This window comes from Variovorax sp. Varisp36, from assembly GCF_047304235.1.
Taxonomy (GTDB): Bacteria; Pseudomonadota; Gammaproteobacteria; order Burkholderiales; family Burkholderiaceae_C; genus Variovorax.
The window spans coordinates 77,233-95,197 of sequence record NZ_JBGLYU010000005.1 but is presented as its reverse complement, the minus strand read 5'-3'; the positions used below and the strand labels follow the sequence as shown (position 1 = coordinate 95,197).

The 17,965-nt window shown below is 68.3% G+C and carries 21 protein-coding genes; 9 read left to right on the top strand and 12 right to left on the bottom strand.

The window, feature by feature from the left end; all coding sequences use genetic code 11:
* Positions 1-3: 3 nt before the first annotated feature.
* From ACCD11_RS05005 to ACCD11_RS04985, 5 genes are all read right to left on the bottom strand, one after another.
* Positions 4-1,104 (bottom strand): acyl-CoA dehydrogenase family protein, encoded by a 1,101-nt coding sequence (locus ACCD11_RS05005; RefSeq protein ID WP_413312698.1) that lies wholly within the window; start codon positions 1,102-1,104, stop codon positions 4-6.
* Between the two features lie 4 nt (positions 1,105-1,108).
* Positions 1,109-2,308, bottom strand: a complete 1,200-nt coding sequence (locus ACCD11_RS05000; RefSeq protein ID WP_413312696.1) for an acyl-CoA dehydrogenase family protein — start codon at positions 2,306-2,308, stop codon at positions 1,109-1,111.
* Between the two features lie 44 nt (positions 2,309-2,352).
* Positions 2,353-3,324, bottom strand: coding sequence for a Bug family tripartite tricarboxylate transporter substrate binding protein (locus ACCD11_RS04995; RefSeq protein WP_413312694.1), 972 nt, complete (start codon positions 3,322-3,324; stop codon positions 2,353-2,355).
* A gap of 103 nt (positions 3,325-3,427) precedes the next feature.
* Positions 3,428-4,069, bottom strand: a complete 642-nt coding sequence (locus ACCD11_RS04990) for a TetR/AcrR family transcriptional regulator (protein ID WP_007832976.1) — start codon at positions 4,067-4,069, stop codon at positions 3,428-3,430.
* A gap of 136 nt (positions 4,070-4,205) precedes the next feature.
* Entirely contained in the window at positions 4,206-4,979 is a 774-nt protein-coding gene (locus ACCD11_RS04985; protein WP_007832974.1) for an enoyl-CoA hydratase/isomerase family protein, read from the bottom strand.
* A 287-nt stretch (positions 4,980-5,266) separates the two neighbouring features.
* Between ACCD11_RS04985 and ACCD11_RS04980 the strand changes: the two genes are divergently transcribed.
* Together ACCD11_RS04980 and ACCD11_RS04975 are read left to right on the top strand one after the other, a co-directional pair.
* A complete protein-coding gene (locus ACCD11_RS04980) occupies positions 5,267-5,491 on the top strand; it encodes a hypothetical protein (protein WP_413312691.1) in 225 nt (74 codons plus the stop codon).
* A 159-nt stretch (positions 5,492-5,650) separates the two neighbouring features.
* On the top strand, positions 5,651-5,995 hold the full coding sequence (locus ACCD11_RS04975) for a PRC-barrel domain-containing protein (protein WP_413312689.1): 345 nt from the start codon (positions 5,651-5,653) through the stop codon (positions 5,993-5,995).
* Here ACCD11_RS04975 and ACCD11_RS04970 read toward each other — a convergent pair.
* The gene (locus ACCD11_RS04970; RefSeq protein WP_413312688.1) at positions 5,983-6,606 is read right to left on the bottom strand and encodes an isochorismatase family cysteine hydrolase; all 624 of its coding nucleotides are present in this window, start codon (positions 6,604-6,606) and stop codon (positions 5,983-5,985) included. The two genes, ACCD11_RS04975 and ACCD11_RS04970, sit on opposite strands and share 13 nt — an antisense overlap.
* Here ACCD11_RS04970 and ACCD11_RS04965 point away from each other — a divergent pair.
* The 3 genes from ACCD11_RS04965 to ACCD11_RS04955 all read left to right on the top strand — a co-directional run bounded on the left by ACCD11_RS04965 (position 6,585) and on the right by ACCD11_RS04955 (position 8,563).
* The gene (locus tag ACCD11_RS04965) at positions 6,585-7,454 is read left to right on the top strand and encodes a UdgX family uracil-DNA binding protein (protein ID WP_413312687.1); all 870 of its coding nucleotides are present in this window, start codon (positions 6,585-6,587) and stop codon (positions 7,452-7,454) included. The genes ACCD11_RS04970 and ACCD11_RS04965 overlap by 22 nt on opposite strands.
* Positions 7,455-7,539: 85 nt before the next feature.
* On the top strand, positions 7,540-7,836 hold the full coding sequence (locus ACCD11_RS04960) for a hypothetical protein (RefSeq protein ID WP_413312686.1): 297 nt from the start codon (positions 7,540-7,542) through the stop codon (positions 7,834-7,836).
* Between the two features lie 127 nt (positions 7,837-7,963).
* Complete coding sequence (locus ACCD11_RS04955; protein WP_413312685.1) at positions 7,964-8,563, top strand: DUF4142 domain-containing protein; 600 nt, start codon at positions 7,964-7,966, stop codon at positions 8,561-8,563.
* Positions 8,564-8,574: 11 nt separating this feature from the next.
* On the opposite strand, the gene ACCD11_RS04950 is transcribed toward ACCD11_RS04955, so the two are convergent.
* The 3 genes from ACCD11_RS04950 to ACCD11_RS04940 all read right to left on the bottom strand — a co-directional run bounded on the left by ACCD11_RS04950 (position 8,575) and on the right by ACCD11_RS04940 (position 10,351).
* The gene (locus tag ACCD11_RS04950) at positions 8,575-8,991 is read right to left on the bottom strand and encodes a DUF6766 family protein (protein ID WP_413312684.1); all 417 of its coding nucleotides are present in this window, start codon (positions 8,989-8,991) and stop codon (positions 8,575-8,577) included.
* Between the two features lie 94 nt (positions 8,992-9,085).
* Positions 9,086-9,970: a DUF72 domain-containing protein gene (locus ACCD11_RS04945; protein ID WP_413312683.1), complete on the bottom strand. Its 885-nt coding sequence runs from the start codon at positions 9,968-9,970 to the stop codon at positions 9,086-9,088.
* A gap of 42 nt (positions 9,971-10,012) precedes the next feature.
* Entirely contained in the window at positions 10,013-10,351 is a 339-nt protein-coding gene (locus ACCD11_RS04940) for a four-helix bundle copper-binding protein (RefSeq protein ID WP_413312682.1), read from the bottom strand.
* Between the two features lie 335 nt (positions 10,352-10,686).
* Here ACCD11_RS04940 and ACCD11_RS04935 point away from each other — a divergent pair, with 335 nt between their 5' ends.
* Complete coding sequence (locus tag ACCD11_RS04935) at positions 10,687-11,559, top strand: glucose 1-dehydrogenase (protein WP_413312680.1); 873 nt, start codon at positions 10,687-10,689, stop codon at positions 11,557-11,559.
* Positions 11,560-11,635: 76 nt separating this feature from the next.
* On the opposite strand, the gene ACCD11_RS04930 is transcribed toward ACCD11_RS04935, so the two are convergent.
* From ACCD11_RS04930 to ACCD11_RS04920, 3 genes are all read right to left on the bottom strand, one after another.
* Positions 11,636-12,136 (bottom strand): ferritin-like domain-containing protein, encoded by a 501-nt coding sequence (locus ACCD11_RS04930; RefSeq protein ID WP_413312678.1) that lies wholly within the window; start codon positions 12,134-12,136, stop codon positions 11,636-11,638.
* A 174-nt stretch (positions 12,137-12,310) separates the two neighbouring features.
* Positions 12,311-13,327 carry a glycosyltransferase gene (locus tag ACCD11_RS04925; protein WP_413312676.1) on the bottom strand — a complete coding sequence of 339 codons (1,017 nt, stop codon included), beginning with the start codon at positions 13,325-13,327 and terminating at the stop codon, positions 12,311-12,313.
* Between the two features lie 182 nt (positions 13,328-13,509).
* Positions 13,510-13,878: a hypothetical protein gene (locus ACCD11_RS04920; protein WP_413312675.1), complete on the bottom strand. Its 369-nt coding sequence runs from the start codon at positions 13,876-13,878 to the stop codon at positions 13,510-13,512.
* A 267-nt stretch (positions 13,879-14,145) separates the two neighbouring features.
* On the opposite strand from ACCD11_RS04920, the gene ACCD11_RS04915 reads away from it, so the two are divergent.
* From ACCD11_RS04915 to ACCD11_RS04905, 3 genes are all read left to right on the top strand, one after another.
* The gene (locus ACCD11_RS04915; protein ID WP_413312674.1) at positions 14,146-14,613 is read left to right on the top strand and encodes a low affinity iron permease family protein; all 468 of its coding nucleotides are present in this window, start codon (positions 14,146-14,148) and stop codon (positions 14,611-14,613) included.
* 111 nt (positions 14,614-14,724) lie between these two features.
* Positions 14,725-15,807 (top strand): glycosyltransferase family 4 protein, encoded by a 1,083-nt coding sequence (locus ACCD11_RS04910; RefSeq protein ID WP_413312801.1) that lies wholly within the window; start codon positions 14,725-14,727, stop codon positions 15,805-15,807.
* A gap of 3 nt (positions 15,808-15,810) precedes the next feature.
* On the top strand, positions 15,811-17,961 hold the full coding sequence (locus tag ACCD11_RS04905) for a glycogen debranching N-terminal domain-containing protein (RefSeq protein ID WP_413312672.1): 2,151 nt from the start codon (positions 15,811-15,813) through the stop codon (positions 17,959-17,961).
* Positions 17,962-17,965: the final 4 nt, after the last annotated feature.

Sequence of the window (17,965 nt, the reverse complement as noted above, 5' to 3'; positions counted from 1 at the left end):
TCCTCAATGCAGCACGGCATCGGCGGCGAGCCGGTCGAGCTGGCTGAAACGATCACCCCACCGCTGGCTGCAGGCCAGCGCATGCATGGCGAGCCGCGCCGCCGGCAGCTCGCGCGACATGCCGATGCCGCCGTGCAACTGGATGGCAGTCTCCGCGACCTGGCGGCCTGTGAAGGCGAGGTACAGCTTCACCAGCGCCAGTTCCCGCCGCACCTCGCGCCCCGGCAACGCCGAGCCCATGCCGTCGAGCACCAGCACCTGCTGGCGCACCATGCCGCGCACATTCTCGTAGGCCACGTACATCTCGACCACCTTGTGGCGCAGGGCCTGGAAGGTGGCGAGCGCCACGCCGAACTGCTCGCGCGTGCCGAGGTACTCGATGGTCTGCTCGATCATCGCGCCGATGGCGCCGACCATCTGCGCGCACGACAGCAGCGCGCCGACCGCGTTGGCGTGGTCCACCAGCGGGCGAACCGCGGCGCCGCTCAGCAGCACGGCGGCCTCGGGCAGCGCGAGGCCCTCGACGTCGATGTCGGTGGTGTGGCGTGCATCGATGCCCGTGTAGCTGCGTGCGGCGCCTGCCAGCACAGCGCGCGGCAGCAGCACCAGCGCGTCCTTGCCGTCCAGCGCGACGAACGCCAGCAGGTGCGTCACGGGTTCGGTGAGGTCCGCGCCGCGCAGGCTGCCGTGCAGCACCACGCGTGCGCCTTGCAGGCGCGCGGCAGGGGCCGCGTCGTCGAGCGCCAGCACCGGGCAGACCGAGGCCTCGCCGCTCGCGATGTCGCCCAGCAGCGTTTCGGCGGCGGGGTTGCCGCCGATGCGCGACAGCAGCGTGGGCACCACGGCGCAGCGCTCGACCAGTGGCGCGGCCAGCGCGTGGCGTCCGGCCGCCTCGGCGATGGCGGCGATGTCGCCCAGCGAGGCGCCGGCACCGCCGCTGGCTTCGGCCACCAGCACGGCCTGCCAGCCCAGGCCCAGGAACTGGCGCCAGGTTGCGCTCGATGCATGGGCATCGGCATCGGCGGTCGTGGTGGCAGCGGCGGCAACGCGCAGCGTCGTGTCGTAGAGGTCGCCGGGGAACATCGGCTCTGCGTGGAATGGCATGGATTCAGGCTCCGAAAAGGTCGCGCGCGATGACGTTCTTCTGAACTTCGCTGGTGCCGCCGGCGATGGTGCGCGAGCGATAGAAAAGATAGGTGTGCACGAGCTCGCGCTGCAGGTCGGCATCCTGCTGCGCGTCGACGCCGGTGGCAGCCACCAATCGCGCCGCGTGCGCCGGGCCCGCGATGTCGAACGCGATGCCGATGATCTGCTGCGACAGCTCCGAACAGTAGAGCTTCAGCGCCGACGACTTGGAGGCCGCGAGCGTGCCCTGCATCTCCTCCTGGATGGCGCTCAGCAGCATCTCGCGTGCGCCCTTCACGCCGGCCTGCGCGAGATAGAGGCGCTCCAGCAGCACGTGGAAGCTGGGCGAGGCGGCGCTGGCGGCATTGGCGTCGCGCCGCGCCGTCAGCAGCTCTTCGACCTGCTCGGCAAGCCGCGCCAGCCGCGGCACGGTCGCGGGCGACAGGCGTTCGCGGTCGAGCAGGAACTTGGCGCACTTCCAGCCCTCGCCTTCGGCGCCGACCAGGTTCTCGCACGGCACGCGCACGTCGTTGAGGAACACCTCGTTGACGTGGTGCCAGTGGTCGATGGTGGGAATCGGGCGCACCTCGATGCCCGGCGTGTTCATCGGCACCAGCAGCAGCGAGATGCCGGCCTGCTTGCGCCCCTCGTTCGAGGTGCGCACCAGCGTGTACATCATGTCGGCCTCCTGCGCGTGCGAGGTCCAGATCTTCTGGCCGTTGAGCACGTAGTGGTCGCCGTCGCGGCGCGCGGAGGTCTTGAGCGAGGCCAGGTCGGAGCCGGCGCCGGGCTCCGAGTAGCCCTGGCACCACCACTCGCTGCCGTCGAGGATGCGCGGCAGGAAGCGCGCCTTCTGCGCCTCGGTGCCGAAGTGCAGGATCACCGGGCCGATGTGGCCCAGGCCGTGGTGGTACTGCGGCGGGCAATCGGCCTGCGCGGTGATCTCCTCGAACAGGTAGCGCTGCTGCAGGTCCCAGCCGGTGCCGCCGTGGGCCACGGGCCAGTTGGGCGCGGCCCAGCCGCGGGCGAACAGCTTCTCTTGCCAGACGCGGTATTCGTTGCGCGTGATCTTCTGGTTGCTGCGCACGAAGCGCTTGAGTTCTTCCGGGCACTGCTCGGCGGCGAACTGGCGCAGCTCCTCGCGGAACGCGGCGTAGGGATCGGTCTGTGTTGGCGTTGTCATGTGTCGGTGTGCTTTTTTTCGAAGGCGGTCATCTCGGGTCTTGTTCAGTCGAGCTGGATGCGGCGCTCGCGGATCACCGGCGCCCAGCGGTCGTGCTCGGCGCGCAGGTAGGCCGCGAACTCCGGTTGCGTCATGAGGCGCGGCTCCACGCCGGCGCGCTCGAGGGCCGCGCGCACTTCGGGTGTCTCGAGCACCGCGCGCAGGTCGGCATAGATGCGTTGCTGCAGTTCGGCGGGCGTCTTGCTCGGCAGGAAGAAACCGAACCAGCCGCCCGCGGCGAAGCCCGCAAGCTGCGGCACGCCCGAGCGCGCGATGGGCACCACCTCGGGCATCCGCGCCACCGGCGCGTCGCTGGCAACGCCGAGCGCCTTGAGCCGGCCTGCGCGCACGTAGGACATCGAGGCGGCCGAATCGAACATGGCCTGCACCTGGCCGCCCAGCAGGTCGTTCAGCGCAGGACCGTTGCCGCGGTAAGGCGCGTGCACGATGTCGATGCCCGTCAGCGAGGCCAGCAGCTCGGCGGCGATGTGCGGGCTCGATCCGTTGCCGGAGGACGCAAACACAACCCCCTTGGGATGCGCCTTGGCATAGGCGATCAGCTCGGGCACCGTGTTCACCGGCAGCCTGGCCGACACGAACAGCACGCTCGGCGCGTCGGCCACGACGGTGACCGGCACCAGCGCGGCGGGATCGTAGGGCAGGTTCTTCATCAGCAGCGGATTGCCGATGTAGCCGAAGGCGGTGAGCAGCAGCGTGTAGCCGTCGCCCGGCGCACGCGCGGCCGCGGCGGTGCCGATGGAGGTGCCTCCCCCGTTGCGGTTGTCGATCACCACCGGCTGGCCCCAGCGCGCCGACAGCGCAGGGGCGACGATGCGTGCGAGGTTGTCGGTGAGCCCGCCGGCCGCGTACGGAACGATCAGTTGCACCGGCTTGTCGGGAAACGCCAGGGCCATGGCCGGCACCGCGGCAAGCGCGCCGCAGCACATCGCGAGAAGGAATCGTTGAAGGACTTGCATCGCTGGATCTCGAAGGAAGTTTACTTAACGGCCGGTAAGTTACGAATCGGGTTTACCCTTCCAGGCGATGCAGCGCGCGTGGGCGCCGCAGCGTCGCCAAGGTTCAACGCTTTGGTGTCGCGCGCAGGCCGCCGAAGGCCATGTCGAGGTACTGCTCGATCACCTCGCGGGTGCTCAGGCGGCCCTTGGGCGAATGCCAGCGGCAGATGTGGTTGAGCATCGACAGCAGCATGCGTCCCGCGATGGCGGGGTCGACCTTGCGCACCTCCCCCTTGGCGATGGCCTCGGCGATGCAGTCGCGCAAGAGATGCTCGTATTCGTCGCGCAGGTAGACGGCCCCTGCGCGCGGATCGCCCTCACTGCCGGACCAGAACGCGTTGGAGCCCGCGATCCAGGAATTGCGGCTGCGGTCCAGGAAGTCGGCGGACGACTCCATGAACAGGCGCACCTTGTCCAGCGGACTCTTGCCGCGGGACATCGCCTCGCGCACCGAGTCCACCAGCGCCTGCATCGACTCCAGCACGATGCGCTCGTACAGCGCTTCCTTGTTGGGGAAGTGATAGTAGAGCGCAGCCTTGGTGATCTTGGCTTCGTCGGCGATGTCGCGCAGCGACGTGCCTTCGTAGCCCTTCTTGGCGAAGAGCCGGCAGGCGATTTCGGTCAGCTGCTCCTGGCGCACGTCGGACTTGCGCCTGGAGCCCCGTTCCGGATCTGCCGCCTCGGCGACGTTGGACTGGGTTGCCATGGGCGAAGGTCCTCTTGAAATTCTTGGCGTGGGAGCTTGCGGGGGCAGCGGCTGAACAGCCATGCAATCGGTCCGCAATCGATCAAAAAATAATAGCACGCACCATGTCGGCGCAAGGTCCCGGTGCCGCGCGCCATCAGCGTCCGGTGTAGACGGGCGCGCGCTTCTCGAGGAAGGCGCGCTGCGCTTCCTTCGCGTCTTCCGTCTTCGACAGCGCCACCGTGTTGCCCTGCTCGTAGCGGTAGGCATCGCGCGACGGCATCACCTGCGTCATGCGGGCCGCTTCCTTGGCCAGGCGCAGCGCGATCGGGCTCTTGGAGGCGATCTCGGCGGCGATCTCCATCGCGTAGGGCATGAGTTCGTCGGCCGGCAGGCAGGCTTCCACGAGGCCGAGGCGGTACAGCTCCTGGCCGGTGACCTTCATGCCCGTGTAGAACATGCGCCGCGCGCGCGAGCGGCCGAACACCTCCTGCAGGAAGGTCACGCCGCCGGCCAGGCCGACGTTGATCTCGGGCATCGAGACGAAGGCGTCCTCCGACGCCACCCAGATGTCGGAGGCCATCACGAGGCCGAAGCCCGCGCCCATGGCCGGGCCGTTGATGGCCGCGATGACGGGCTTGGCGCACTCCACCACCGCGTAGTACGACTCGCGCACCAGGCGGTTGTGGCGGCCATAGGCGCCGGGCGTGGCGCCGAGGTTGGGCCGCTCGCGGATGTCCGCGCCGGCCGAGAAAGTCTTGCCGCTGCCGGTAAGCACGATGACCGAGACGTCGTCGCGATCGGAAAGCTCGTCGAACACCTGCGTCAGCTCGCTGCGCAGCTCGGCGTTCTGGGCGTTGACGGGAGGGCGATTGAGCGTGAGCACCGCGATCCGGTCCTTGACCTCGAGCAGCAACGTATTGAAAGTCATCATGTCTCCTTGGGTGTCCTTGAAAATATTACCTGTCGCACGGTAAGTTATTTTGGGGCAGACCGCGCTCTTTTGGCAACTGCCGCGGCCCCAAGACAGGTCGCGGTCGGGACAGCCGCGCCGAAGCCATCTATGCCAGAGGGGCCGATGCGGGGCCGCATGTGCGCCGCGGAATTCAGGTGCTCATAATGCCGGCGACCACGCCAGAGGTCACCCTCGAACCCGAGGCTCCGCGCCCTCCAGCCGGGCCGGCCGCTCTCCTCTCCTGGCATTTAGGGGACGACATCATGAGCGCACTGCACATGTTTCTACCGGCGTGCGAGCCAGCGCGCAGCGAGATGCTCGCGCAGCTGGTGAAGACGCACCACGTACCCCGCCACCTTGTCAAAGGCATCGTGCCCAGGAGCCACGGCACGCGCGTGGAGACCACTTCGGTCGATACGCCGCAAGGCCAGCAACAGGCGCAGCAAGCGCCGCCGCAGGAATCCGGGGCACCGGCCGCACAGGAGTAATTGCCGCGCAAACCCCCGGCCGTCGGGGATGGGGGAATCTCCTACAGCGCGATGGTGCTGCAACCGATCCGCGCGTCTCCCACGCAGAGCGACACCTCCTCCCTGGGCTCTGCAAGCAAACGCCGGCGCTTTCCCAGAAGTGCCGTCAAGGAGATATTCATGGCAGCCACTTCCATTGCCACCGTGATCTCGTCGGATCGCGTCGAGGGGACGAGTGTCTACAACACATCGGGCGACAAGCTCGGCTCGATCGACGACCTCATGATCGACAAACTCACGGGCCAGGTCCGCTATGCGGTGCTGGAGTTCGGCGGTTTCCTCGGCATCGGCACCGACCGCTATCCCATTCCCTGGAGCATGCTCAAGTACGACACCTCGCAGGACGGCTACGTGGTGCCCCTGGACAAGGCCATGCTCGACAAGGCGCCGCGCTACACCGACGACCAGGTACCGGACTACGACGACCGGTACAGCGCCACCATCAACAAGTACTACGGCTTCTGACGCGGCGATCGCGGGCCCGCCAGGCGGATCCGCGCGCCGGACGTGATCGGCAGCTTCAGGAACTCCTTCAGCTGCCGCAGCACGATGTCGTTGCGCCTGGCCGACTGAGAGGCCACGCAATCGCGCGGCACCACCACCGAGAGGTCGCGCATTCCTGCCTCGCTCGCCGTCACGAGAACGCACTGGTCGCTCGCCACGCCCGTAAGGATGAGGCGGTCGGCGTCCAGGTGCTGCAGCAGCAGTTCGAGCGGCGTGCCGAAGAACGCGGACTGCTTGGGCTTGAGCAGGAAGTAGTCGTCGGCGTCGGGATTCAACGCATTCGCGATCGCTGCACCGGCGCCGCCCTGCGCCAGCGCCTGGTCCACCAGTGCGCGGAAATCGGAGCGCCAGCGGCCCCGGTTGTCGTTCGCGTAGATCACCGGCACGCCGGCCTTGCGGCACCGCGCCTTCAGCGCCGCGATGGGCCGCGCGATCCGCGCAGCGCGCACGAGCAGCTTTTCCGCATCGGGGAAATCCCAGCAACTGATCATGTCGATGATCAGCAGCGCGGTGTGGCCCGCGGCGCTTTCGTCGGCGAGCACGCCTGGAGATGCGGCAGATCGGGAAGGCATGCGGCCATTTTTTCATTTGCAGCACCCGTGTGCGCAGCGGCAGCGCCATTCGCGGCTTCGTCCGACATCGCATGGCGGCGCAGCGCGGCGGGCCCGCGCTTTCGCACGGAAGAACGTCGGCCTTTTCCACCTGCCCTCGACCACGAGCCCGGAGTCTTCCGATGAAAAGTACCGTCAGCGATCTCGTTGTCCAGCGTAGTGCCACGACCGCGAGAGGAGAAGCGGCCGTGCCCACGCGCCTTTCGGTCGCACGCACGCGCGAGGCGCTGCTCGAGCTGAAGAAGGCGACCGACCGATGCCGCGAATGCCCCCTCGGTGCGCGCGCCACGCAGGCCGTGTGCGGCGAGGGCCGGGTTCGCTCGGCCATCATGGTGGTCGGCGAGCAGCCCGGCGACAAGGAGGACGTGCAGGGCCGGCCTTTCGTCGGACCGGCTGGCAAGCTCCTCGACCGGGCGTTGGACGAACTGGGCTGGACGCGCGAAGAACTCTATGTGACCAATGCGGTCAAGCATTTCAAGTACGAGCTGCGCGGCAAGCGGCGCATGCACAAGACGCCGGCCCAGCGCGAGGCCGAAGCCTGCCATCACTGGCTGCAGGACGAGATCGATCTCGTGCGCCCCCCTGCCCTCGTCGCCCTGGGCGCCACGGCAGCGCGCGTACTTCTCGGACGGCAGGTGGCGGTGACGAAGGAGCGCGGCCGCTGGCACGGCGACCCGTCGGGGCGGCCCGTGCTGGTCACCCTGCATCCCTCCGCATTGCTGCGTGGCGACCCCCGGCAGCGCGACGAGGCCTGGCAGGCGTGGCTGAAGGATCTGGGGATTGCGCTGCCGCGCAAGGCGAAGGACTGACACGAGCGATGGGCCGTTTCTCACACGCGCGGCCCGTGAATCCTGCAGATTGAAGACTGCCCAGTTTCGACCCCGAAGGACTTCCATGACTGCCAGCATTCCCGGCTCACCGGGCACACCCGACTCGAGCGATGTCGTCGATCGGCTTCTCACGTTCGCATACCGCGGATGGATCGTTTCCTGCGGCACCCAGCGCATCGATCGCGGCCTCTACAGGCCGGTCGTGTTCTGCCGTCCGGACGATCCGGGAGAAAAGGACACCAGGCTTCCCGCCGACACGGACAACGCCGCCTATGCAAGCGAGGCCGAGGCGCTGCGCCATGGAGAGCAACAGGCCATGCGGTGGGTCCACGACCGCACCGGGGGACAGGGCGAGTTCTGAACGATTCGCCCGGCAACCTCGGCGGCCATTGGCGGCGACTGCCTACATCCGCATGGGGGTGTGGCGTCGTGCGCTCGCGCGAGACGATCCCTACGATGGCCTCGTCCAAGTGTTGCAGGAGGCTCGCATGCAAATACGGCGACATCGAATCCTCATCCACCACCACCGCCCGTTCCACCTCCATGTTCTCGGCACGTTGGCGATATTGGCAGTGCTGCTGACCTCGTCGATGGCAACGCATTCGCAACGCCACGGAATCCTGGTCGCCGCCGATGCGCCGGCCATCGAGGCGCAGGCCGCCGCCGGGCAGCTCGATCCGGCCGACAGCGCCCTGCTGCGCGACATTGCCGAGGCCAATCTGGCGGAGATCGAATCGGGCCAGCTCGGCCTCGAGAGAGCGCAGAGCGACCAGATCCGGCAGTTCGCGCGAACCATGGTCGACAACCACACGCAGGCCATGAAGGAAACTGAACTGTTCGCAAGGGAAAAGAACATCCGGCTGCCTTCGGGTCCGGGCGCACGATACGCCGTCGCCCTCGCCGAACTCAAGGCGCTCAAGGGCGCAGCCTTCGACCGGCAGTACATGTCGCAGTCCGGCTTCGGCCAGCACAAGGCGACCGTCGAGCTGCTGCAGAAGACCCAGTCGACGGCAAAGGACCCGGAGCTGAAGGCCCTGGCCGTGAAGCTGCTCCCGATCGTCCAGAAGCAGCTGCAGTACGCCACCTGAGACGTGGCGGCCTACTGCGCACGCTCGCGCGCAGCCGCCCAGCGCGGATCGGGGTCGCGCCCTTCGTACTCGCGGTCGATTTCGTCGATCAGCTTTTCGGCGTTCTTCGGATCGACCGCCGCGAGGATGGCGTCGATCTTCGCCTCCACCCGGTCGTTGCCCTCCTTCGATTGAGGAGAGCCGACGTACAGGAGAAAGGCCAATCCGCCGATCTGCCATAGCAGCTGCAAGAACTCTGACTGCCAGTTCTCCAGCGTGTCGCGGCCCATCTGCATCGCATAGCCTGCGAACTCGACGGGGTGGCCGAACTGCTTCTGTTCGTCCACGTAGGCAAACCAGCCGAACACCCAATGCCCGAGCAGCGAGACCAGGAAGAAGCCCAGAGTGACCCAGCCATATCCGTAGAGTTTCCAGATGGATTTCTTCACGCTTCTTCCTTCCGGTTGTTGTGTGCCGGGATTTATCGGACCGTGGGAAGACGGGCCGTGAAGGCTGCCATCTGAAGCGCGTGATCGGTCCGTCCTACGCCTCGGGCACACCGGCTCCCAGGCGCTGCGCGAGCCGGGCGGCATCGTGCGGGGCATGCACCTTGATGTCGTTGTCGAAATAGCAGAACACGTCGCGCATGCCGCGCCGCGCCGGACGCGGCGAGGCCAGCCTCGCTCCTGCCAGCTGCCGGCCATGGCGCCATGCATCGATGCGCGCGGCCCACTTCGCGAGTGCTTCGTCGCCGTAGCCGCTCGCATAGAGTTCCTTGTCGCCGTGCAGCCGCAGGTAGACGAAATCGGCGGTGATGTCCTCGATCAGCGGCCACCGCCCGGCCGTGTCGGCGACCACGAGCGCGACCTCGTGGCGGCGCAGCATCGCCACGAAGTCGGGCGTGGCGAAGCTCGGATGCCGCACTTCGATCGCGTGCCTGATGCGAAGCCCGCGCGGCGCTTGCAGGAAGCCGCGCCCGTCGACGCGCTCGTCGTGCAATTGCGCAAGCCCCAGTGCCGAGCGACCATCGCGCGGCAGTACCGACAGGAAGGCGTCGATGCGCTCGGCGTCGTAGGCCAGGCGCGGCGGCAGTTGCCACAGCACCGGCCCCAGCTTGGCGCCCAGCGCGAGCACGCCCGAAGCGAAGAAGTTCGCCAAGGCAATCTCCGCGTCCTCCAGACGCATCATGTGCGTGATGTAGCGCGAACCCTTGACCGCGAAGAGAAAGTCCTCCGGCGTCTGCTCTCGCCACGCCTCATACGACTCGGGTCTCTGCAAAGAGTAGAAGGAGCCGTTGATCTCGATGGTCGACACCTTCCTCGACGCGAATTCGAGTTCGCGGCGCTGCGCAAGCCCCCGCGGATAGAACTTGCCGCGCCACGGCGCGTATTTCCATCCGGAGATCCCGATGCGTGTTTCGCCCGGCATGGCGCTTCCATACGCCCGGGTACCGGCTGCGCCGCGACGTCCTCAGGGTGCGCTCGCCGCCATGTTGCGGCACTCCTGCGCGCAGCTCCTGCAGGCCGTCGCGCACGCCTGGCAGTGATCGTGGTCATGGCTGGCGCATTCGTCGCCGCAGGCACTGCAGACCTCGGCGCACAGCCGGCAGGCGGCTCTGGCGTGCACGCTGCCGCGGGCCATCATCGATGCGCAGAGCCTGCACATGGCCTCACAGTCGGTGTCCAGCGCGATGCACGCGGCCAATGATTTCACGTCCGGTTCGCGCAGGCATGCCGCCGCGCAGCGGCCGCATGCAGTGGCACAGGCATTGCACGCGGCAATGCATCGATCGAAGAGTTCCTGGGTCATCAGAGTCCTTCCTTGCGTTTCGGCAGGAGTTCCGTTGCGGCGCGCAACGGGCGGGGCCCGGGCTCCCGGGGTGCATCGGTCGGCGCGCTTCCTGGTGCACTTCCGGAAATCGGCCATCGCGAGCGCCGGTCGTCCGGGCCAAGCCAAGGTTCGGCCCAGGCGGCGCGCGCCATGTCGGACAGATGCGGACGCGGCGGTCGGCTGCCGTCGAAAAACCGGGCTCGCGGCGTTGCCGGTTGCCGGCCCATTCGCCTGCATCGAAAAAGCGCAGCGCTCCTACATCCCTGCGAGCTGGGCGGATGAAGAACACACCTTTCACCTCGAAAGGAACGCACATGACCGACCCACGCAAAGCGGCGCCGCGCCCGCCGTTTTCCACCCCCGAACAGCAGCCGCCCGGACTCCAGTCCCGCATGGACCCGCCGCCCGACTCCGGCGAGAACTCGTACGTGGGAAGCGGCAAGCTGCAGGGCAAGGCCACCCTGGTCACGGGCGGGGACAGCGGCATTGGGCGCGCCGTCGCACTCGCCTTCGCGCGCGAGGGCGCCGACGTGCTCATCTCCTACCTGGCCGAAGAAGAGGAAGACGCCCGCGTCGCCGCCCAATGGGTCGAGCGCGCGGGGCGCAGCTGCGTCTGCGTGGCAGGCGACATCCGCGAGGAAGCGCACTGCCGGCGGCTCGTGGACACGGCCATCGAGCGCTTCGGCAAGCTCGACGTGCTCGTGAACAACGCGGCATTCCAGATGAGCCACAAGTCGCTGGACGAGATCTCCGAGGAAGAGTTCGACCGGACCTTCCGCACCAACGTCTACGCCACTTTCTTCCTCAGCAAGGCAGCGGCCGCGCACATGAAGCCGGGCAGCTCGATCATCAGCACGGCCTCGGTCAACGCCGACAAGCCCAACGCGACCCTCGTGGCCTACGCGGCCACGAAGGGGGCGATCCAGAACATGTCCGGCGGCATGGCGCAACTGCTCGCCGAAAAGGGCATCCGGGTGAACTGCGTGGCGCCCGGTCCGTTCTGGACGCCGCTCATTCCTTCCACGATGCCGCCCGACAAGGTCAGGGAATTCGGCAGCCAGACGCCGCTGAAGCGCCCCGGCCAACCGGCCGAGCTGCAGGCCGTGTACGTGCTTCTCGCCTCGGACCAGGCAAGCTACATCTCAGGCGCCACCATTCCGGTGACGGGCGGGGTGCCTTTCATCTGAGGCGGGACGCGAAGGCCGCCTGCCGGTCTGCCGCATGAGCGCGGCAGTCCAGGGCGGCTCTCCGCATGGCTCCAGCTCAGGCCTTGGCACTGCGCATCTGGTCGCGCAGGGACTTGATCTGGTCGTGGTTGCGCTGGGCACCGTCGGCCTGGCGCTGCACCACGGCACGCACATCCGCCGGGAGTTCCTGCTTGAGCGCCTTGCGATAGCGCGCGACCGCCGCGTCCTCGCCGCGTTCGCATTCCTCCAGCATGGACAGCGGGCTGTCCGCGCCGACCTTGCCCTTCACGTGCACCCAGCCGCGGTGCATCGCGCCGGCGACCGTGCCGCCGTCATCGACTTCGCCTCCGTACTGCCGGATGAGCCCCGCCAGTTCCGATGCAGCGCTGGCGCACTGGCCGGCGCGCTCCCGGAACACCTGCTTCAGTTGCGCCGAGTCGACCTCTTCCGCGCAGGCGCGGAAGCCGTACTCGCCGTCGCGCGTGTTTTCCAGGAGATCGTCGAGCACGTCCACGACCTGGTCGTTGGGAATGACGCTCGTAGTGGTACCGGTGGTTGTGTGGGTGTAGCTGGTCATGAAATCGCTCCATGCAAATGCCGGGCAGCCGCGGCGCCGGCGGGGTTGAAGAAAAGGAAAAATTGCAATGAAGCTTCATCGTGTGCCGCTCGCGTGCGGCCCGTGTCGTCTACACCCGATGGCGGCTGTAAGCCTTCTCCGAGGCGCAGCATCCCGCGGGCGGGAACCGCCGCTTCATGCAACCAGCCTCCCCGCGGAAATGGAGGAGTCGCCCCGATCGAGTTGCGCGAGGATGGCGAACAACTCGTCCACGCGGTGCGCGCAGGTGTGGCGGGCGAGCACCGTGGCAAGGCCGTGCTGCGCCAGCGAATCGGCGAATTCGCGGTCCCCGAGCACGTCGTGCAGGTGTTGGCGCATTGCGGTGCCGTCGTTCGCGACGAGGAAATCGCGGCCCGGCGTGAACAACCCCTCGGTGTCGTGCCAGGGCGCGCTCACCAGTGGAATGCCGCACGCCAACGCCTCGAACGTGCGGATGGTGGGAACGCCGCGCAGCGCTTCCACGTGGGGCCGGTGCGGCAGGTGCACCGTTACACGGTGGCGCGCGAACACGAGCGGCACCTTGTAGTTGGCGATCCATCCGCCGTACTCGATGCCGGCCCCGCTCAGGCGGTCGAGCGCGGGATCGGGGTAACGCACGCCGTGCACCAGGGCCTTCAGGCCGAGGTCGCGCACCGGTCCGAGCAGGAATTCGTCGATCTCGGCCACGCGCTCGTCGTCGCCCCAGTTGCCGATCCACACCAGGTCGCCGGTGCGTGCCACCTCGGGGCGTGGATGAAAACGCCGCACGTCCGCGGCCTCGTGCCACGTCCACGCCTCGCGTGTCCAACCCTTGCTGCGGTACAGGTCGCGAATCACATCGCCGAAGGCCAGCGCGCCGTCGTAATGGGCGAGGTCGTAGGCGGCCATGGATCTTTCGTCCGTCACCGCGCGGTGATGCGTGTCGTGGAACAGCAGGCGGTAGCGGCCGCCGTCGCGCCGGTGCAGGCCGATGCGGCGCACCAGCGCAGGCTCATTCCATTCGTGCACGAGGACGACGTCCGCACCGTCGAGCACGGCATCGAGGTCGAGCGTCGCGCGATCGTACGGCGTGCTTCGCAGTTCGGGGTAGGCGCGCGCGAAGCCTTCCACGGGCCTGCGGCCGTGTCCGGCCTCGAGGTTGGCTCGGCTCCAGCCGCGGCGCGGTTCGTACACGGCCACTTCGTGGCCTCGCGCGACAAGCTCGCTGCAGATGCCGCGCAAGAAGTGAGCATTGCCATGGTTCCAATCGGAAACGAGTGAATGGCAGAACATCACGAAGCGCATGAAATCTCCCTGTTTTGCTGTTTTTCTGTTGGACGGCAAGGTGGAAGCAACGGGATCGGCGACCCCGGGCCTCAGTGCCTGCGCCTCGCCACGAGATAGCCCGCCGCGGCGGCCAGTGCCAGGGCGCCTCCCGCCGCGACGATGCCCGCTGCCAGCCCCGGCATCTCCGGGCGGGGCGGCGTGCGCTGCGCGGTGGCGCGCGCCGGTGCGGGCGCCGCGGACACCGGCATCGACTTCGACACGCTCACCGACACCGGATCGCTCGCCGGGAACGACTCTTCGATGCCGTGGTCGATCGCGTCCTCGTGCGGCATCTCGGTCACGGCCCGGGCAGGGGGCGTCCCGCCGCTGTGCGCGGGTGGAGCGGAGTGATCCTCCGACGTGGGGAAACGGAAGGCGCGGTCCTCGTCCGGGGTGCTGCTGGAAGTGGGGGTGCTCATGGAAGGACTCCTGGATATGGTTCGGCTTCGGATCAGATTGCCGGTCTATCCAAGCGCCGCACCGCCGTGTGTGGGAGCCCGGGGTCAGCGCCTGTAGGAGCGGCGGACTAGGGCCGGCCACACGGGCGCGGCGGGGAAAAAAGCCCGGCCGGTATGGGTGCGCTCCGACGCGAAGACGGGATTCCGGGACGCGGTGGCCGTCGCTTCCGGACGACGCCTCCATGGGGCCGGCGCAACCAGCATCGGGGCCCCAGGAGGAATACGCCCATGGACCGACTCTTCGCTTCGTTCGCCAACCACGTCGCGCGCATCGCGGGGAGCCCGACGACCTTCCTGCTCTGCGTCGCGGTGGTGGTGGTGTGGGCCGCCACGGGGCCCATGTTCGGCTTCTCGGAGACCTGGCAGCTGATCATCAATACCGGTACGACGATCGTGACGTTCCTGATGGTGTTCCTGATCCAGAACACCCAGAACCGCGACGGCCTGGCGCTGCAGACCAAGCTCGACGAACTCATCCGCTCGTCCGACGCGCAGGACGAATTCATGGGCATCGAGAAGCTCACCGACAAGGAACTGGTCGTGCTGCACCAGAAGTGCGAGGCGGCTGCGAGACAGAGCCAGGCCACGCTGGAGCGCGCGCTCGCCGAACGCCGCAGGCGCGGCCATGCGGGCGTGCCCGAAGGCGAGCGCGAGGAGGTGGCCGATGGCCGGAATCGCGGCATGGGCGAACCTTGAATTCGAGCGGCCGAGACCGAATAATGGGCCGCAGGCGCCGCCCCTGCCGCCCCTATCCGTATCCGCCGCGTTCCTTGTTCATTCATCCCTTTCGAGGAGATCGTCTTGACAATGAAGATCGCGCAGATTGCGCCACTGTACGAAGCCGTTCCACCCAGGTTTTATGGCGGCACCGAAAGAGTCGTCGCGCACCTTGCCAATGCGCTGGCGGACCTCGGCCATGAGGTCACGCTGTTCGCCTGTGCCGACGCGCGCAGCCGCGCGAAGGTGGTGCCGATGCGCGCCCAGGCACTGCGGCTGGACCCCGCGCCACTGAAGTCGGACCTGGCCAGCCACCTGACCATGCTCCACGAGGTTCGGCGCCGCGCTGGCGAGTTCGACGTGCTTCATTTCCACGTCGACCTGGTGCACTTCCCGTTCTTCGAGGACATGGCCGAGCGCACGCTGACCACGCTGCACGGGCGGCTCGACATCGCCGACCTGCCCGAGGCCTACATGCGCTGGAACAGGTATCCGCTGGCATCGATCTCGCGCCACCAGCGCCGCCCCCTGCCCTTCGCCAACTGGCTCGCGAACGTGCCGCACGGGATCGATGAATCGGCCTACGCGTTCGGACAGGGCACGGGCGGCTACCTGGCGTTCCTCGGCCGCATCTCGCCCGAGAAACGGCCGGACCGCGCCATCTCGATCGCCAGGAAGGCGGGCCTGCCGCTGCGCATCGCCGCCAAGGTGGACCCCGCCGACCGGCACTATTTCGAGCAGGAGATCCGCCGCCTGCTCGACGACCCGCTGGTCGATTTCATCGGCGAGATCGGCGACGAGGACAAGGCGGCCTTCCTCGGCGGCGCGCGCGCGCTCCTGTTTCCCATCGACTGGCCGGAGCCCTTCGGGCTCGTGATGATCGAAGCCATGGCCTGCGGCACGCCGGTGATCGGCTGGCGCTGCGGATCGGTGCCCGAGATCGTCGAGGACGGCGTGAGCGGTGTGATCGTCGAGAGCGAGGCGCAGGCCGTCGCGGCGGTGCACGAGATCGACCGGCTCGACCGCCGCCTCGTGCGGCAGGCCTTCGACAGCCGCTTCTCCGCGCGCGCCATGGCCAAGGCCTACCTGGAGCTCTATGCGCGCCTCGTGGGCGGCGGCGCCCCCCTGCCGGAGAAGCAGCCGCCGCTGCCGGTTCTCCAGAAAGCGGCCTGAGACATGAGCACCGATGCAGAAGCCACCGCCGCCGACCAGGCCGAGCCGGCCACGGAGCGCGCCGTGCAGCAGGCCTTCGTCCTGAAGGAAGGCGACACCTATTTCGTGATGGACGCGCTGGGCGACGTGGGCGGCGGCGTCGACGGACTGTTCCACAACGACACGCGCATGCTCTCGACCTTCGCGCTGAGCCTCGACGCGCAGCGGCCATCGCTGCTTTCCAGCGGCGTGAGCCAGGACAACGTGTTCTTCATCGCGAACCTCACGAACCATCCGCTGCCCGTGCTCGGCTCGACGTCGATGCCGCAGGGCGTGATCCACCTGGAGCGCAAGCGCTTCCTGTGGAACGCCCGCCTCTTCGAACGCATCCGCCTCGTGAACTACGGCGAGCAGGCGGCCCACGTGCCGCTGGGCCTGCGCTTCGGCGCCGACTTCCGCGACATGTTCGAGGTGCGCGGGCAGCGCCGCGCCCGGCGTGGCGACTTCGACGCCCCCGAAGTGCGCCCCGACGGCGCGACGCTTCGCTATCGCGGGCTCGACACCCTCCTGCGCAGCGCCTGCATCGATTTCTCCATGACCCCGCGCAGCATGGACGCCGGCAGCGCCGAATTCGATGTGCGGCTCGCCGCACACGGCGAATGGACCTTGCATGTCGAAGTGGGCGAGCAGCCCGCGCGGCCGACTCCGCAGCGATTTCGCGAAGCCTGCACGCTCGCGCGGTGGCGCATGCGCGCGCGGCAGCGCAGGGGCGCCCGCCTGCAGAGTTCGGGGCGCCTGTTCCAGGCATGGCTGGAGCGCTCGCGCGCCGACCTGGCGCTGCTGACCACCGACTTGCCCACCGGGCCCTATCCGTACGCCGGCATCCCCTGGTTCTCCACGCCTTTCGGGCGCGACGCGATCGTGACCTCGTTCCAGACGCTATGGATCGATCCGCGGCTGGCCGAGGGCGTGCTCACCTTCCTGTCGGCGAGACAGGCGCGCCAGACCTCCACCTTCCGCGACTCCGAGCCGGGGAAGATCATGCACGAGACCCGCAAGGGCGAAATGGCCGCCGTGGACGAGCTGCCCTTCGGCGAGTACTACGGCGGCGTCGACACCACGCCGCTGTTCGTGGCGCTCGCGGGCGCCTATGCGCGGCGCACCGGCGACCACGCCGCCATCGCGCGCATCTGGCCCTCGCTGTGCGCCGCCTGCGACTGGATGGAGCGCAACATGTCGCGCCACCCCGAGGGGCTGCTGGCCTACCAGCGCGGCGAGGCCAGCGGCCTCGTCAACCAGGGCTGGAAGGACAGCCACGATTCGATCTTCCACGCCGACGGGCGCACGCCCGTGGGGCCCATTGCGCTGGTCGAGGTGCAGGGCTACGCGTACGACGCGTTCCTTGCGATGTCGACGATGGCCGAATGGCGCGGCGACGCGGCCGCGGAGCGCTGGCGCCGGCGCGCCGAGGCGGTGCTCGAGGCGGTCGAGAGATGCTTCTGGCTCGAGGACCAGCAGTTCTATGCACTGGCCGTCGACGGCCTGGGGCTGCCCTGCCGCGTCCGCGCCTCCAACGCCGGCCATCTGCTGTTCTTCGGCCTGCCGGACCAGGACCGTGCCGCGGCGGTGGGGCGGCAACTGATGTCGTCCTCGTTCACCTCCGGATGGGGCGTTCGCACGCTGCCCACGGAGGCCGTGCGCTTCAATCCCATGTCCTACCACAACGGCTCGGTGTGGCCGCACGACACCGCCCTGTGCGCGGCGGGCCTGGCGCGGTACGGCGAGCGCGAGGGCGTGATGCGCATCCTCGACGAGCTCTTCGAATCCGCCGCGCATTTCGGCATGCGCCTGCCGGAACTCTTCTGCGGCTTCGACCGCCAGCCCGGCCAGGCCCCCGTGGCCTACCCGGTCGCATGCCTGCCGCAGGCATGGGCAGCGGGTTCGGCGTTCATGCTGGTCCAGGCCTGCCTGGGCGTGGAGATCGACGGCATCCGCAACAAGGTGCGCATCGTGCAGCCGCGCCTGCCGGCGAACATCGAGCAGCTGCGCGTGGAACGGCTGAAGGTCGGCCAGGGCCTTGTGGACCTGAGGTTCCAGCGCATCGGCAACCGCATCGTGGTTTCGGCGGAATCGCCGCCGCGCGGCCCGCACGTGGAGGTGGAGCTTTGCCTCTGACGCC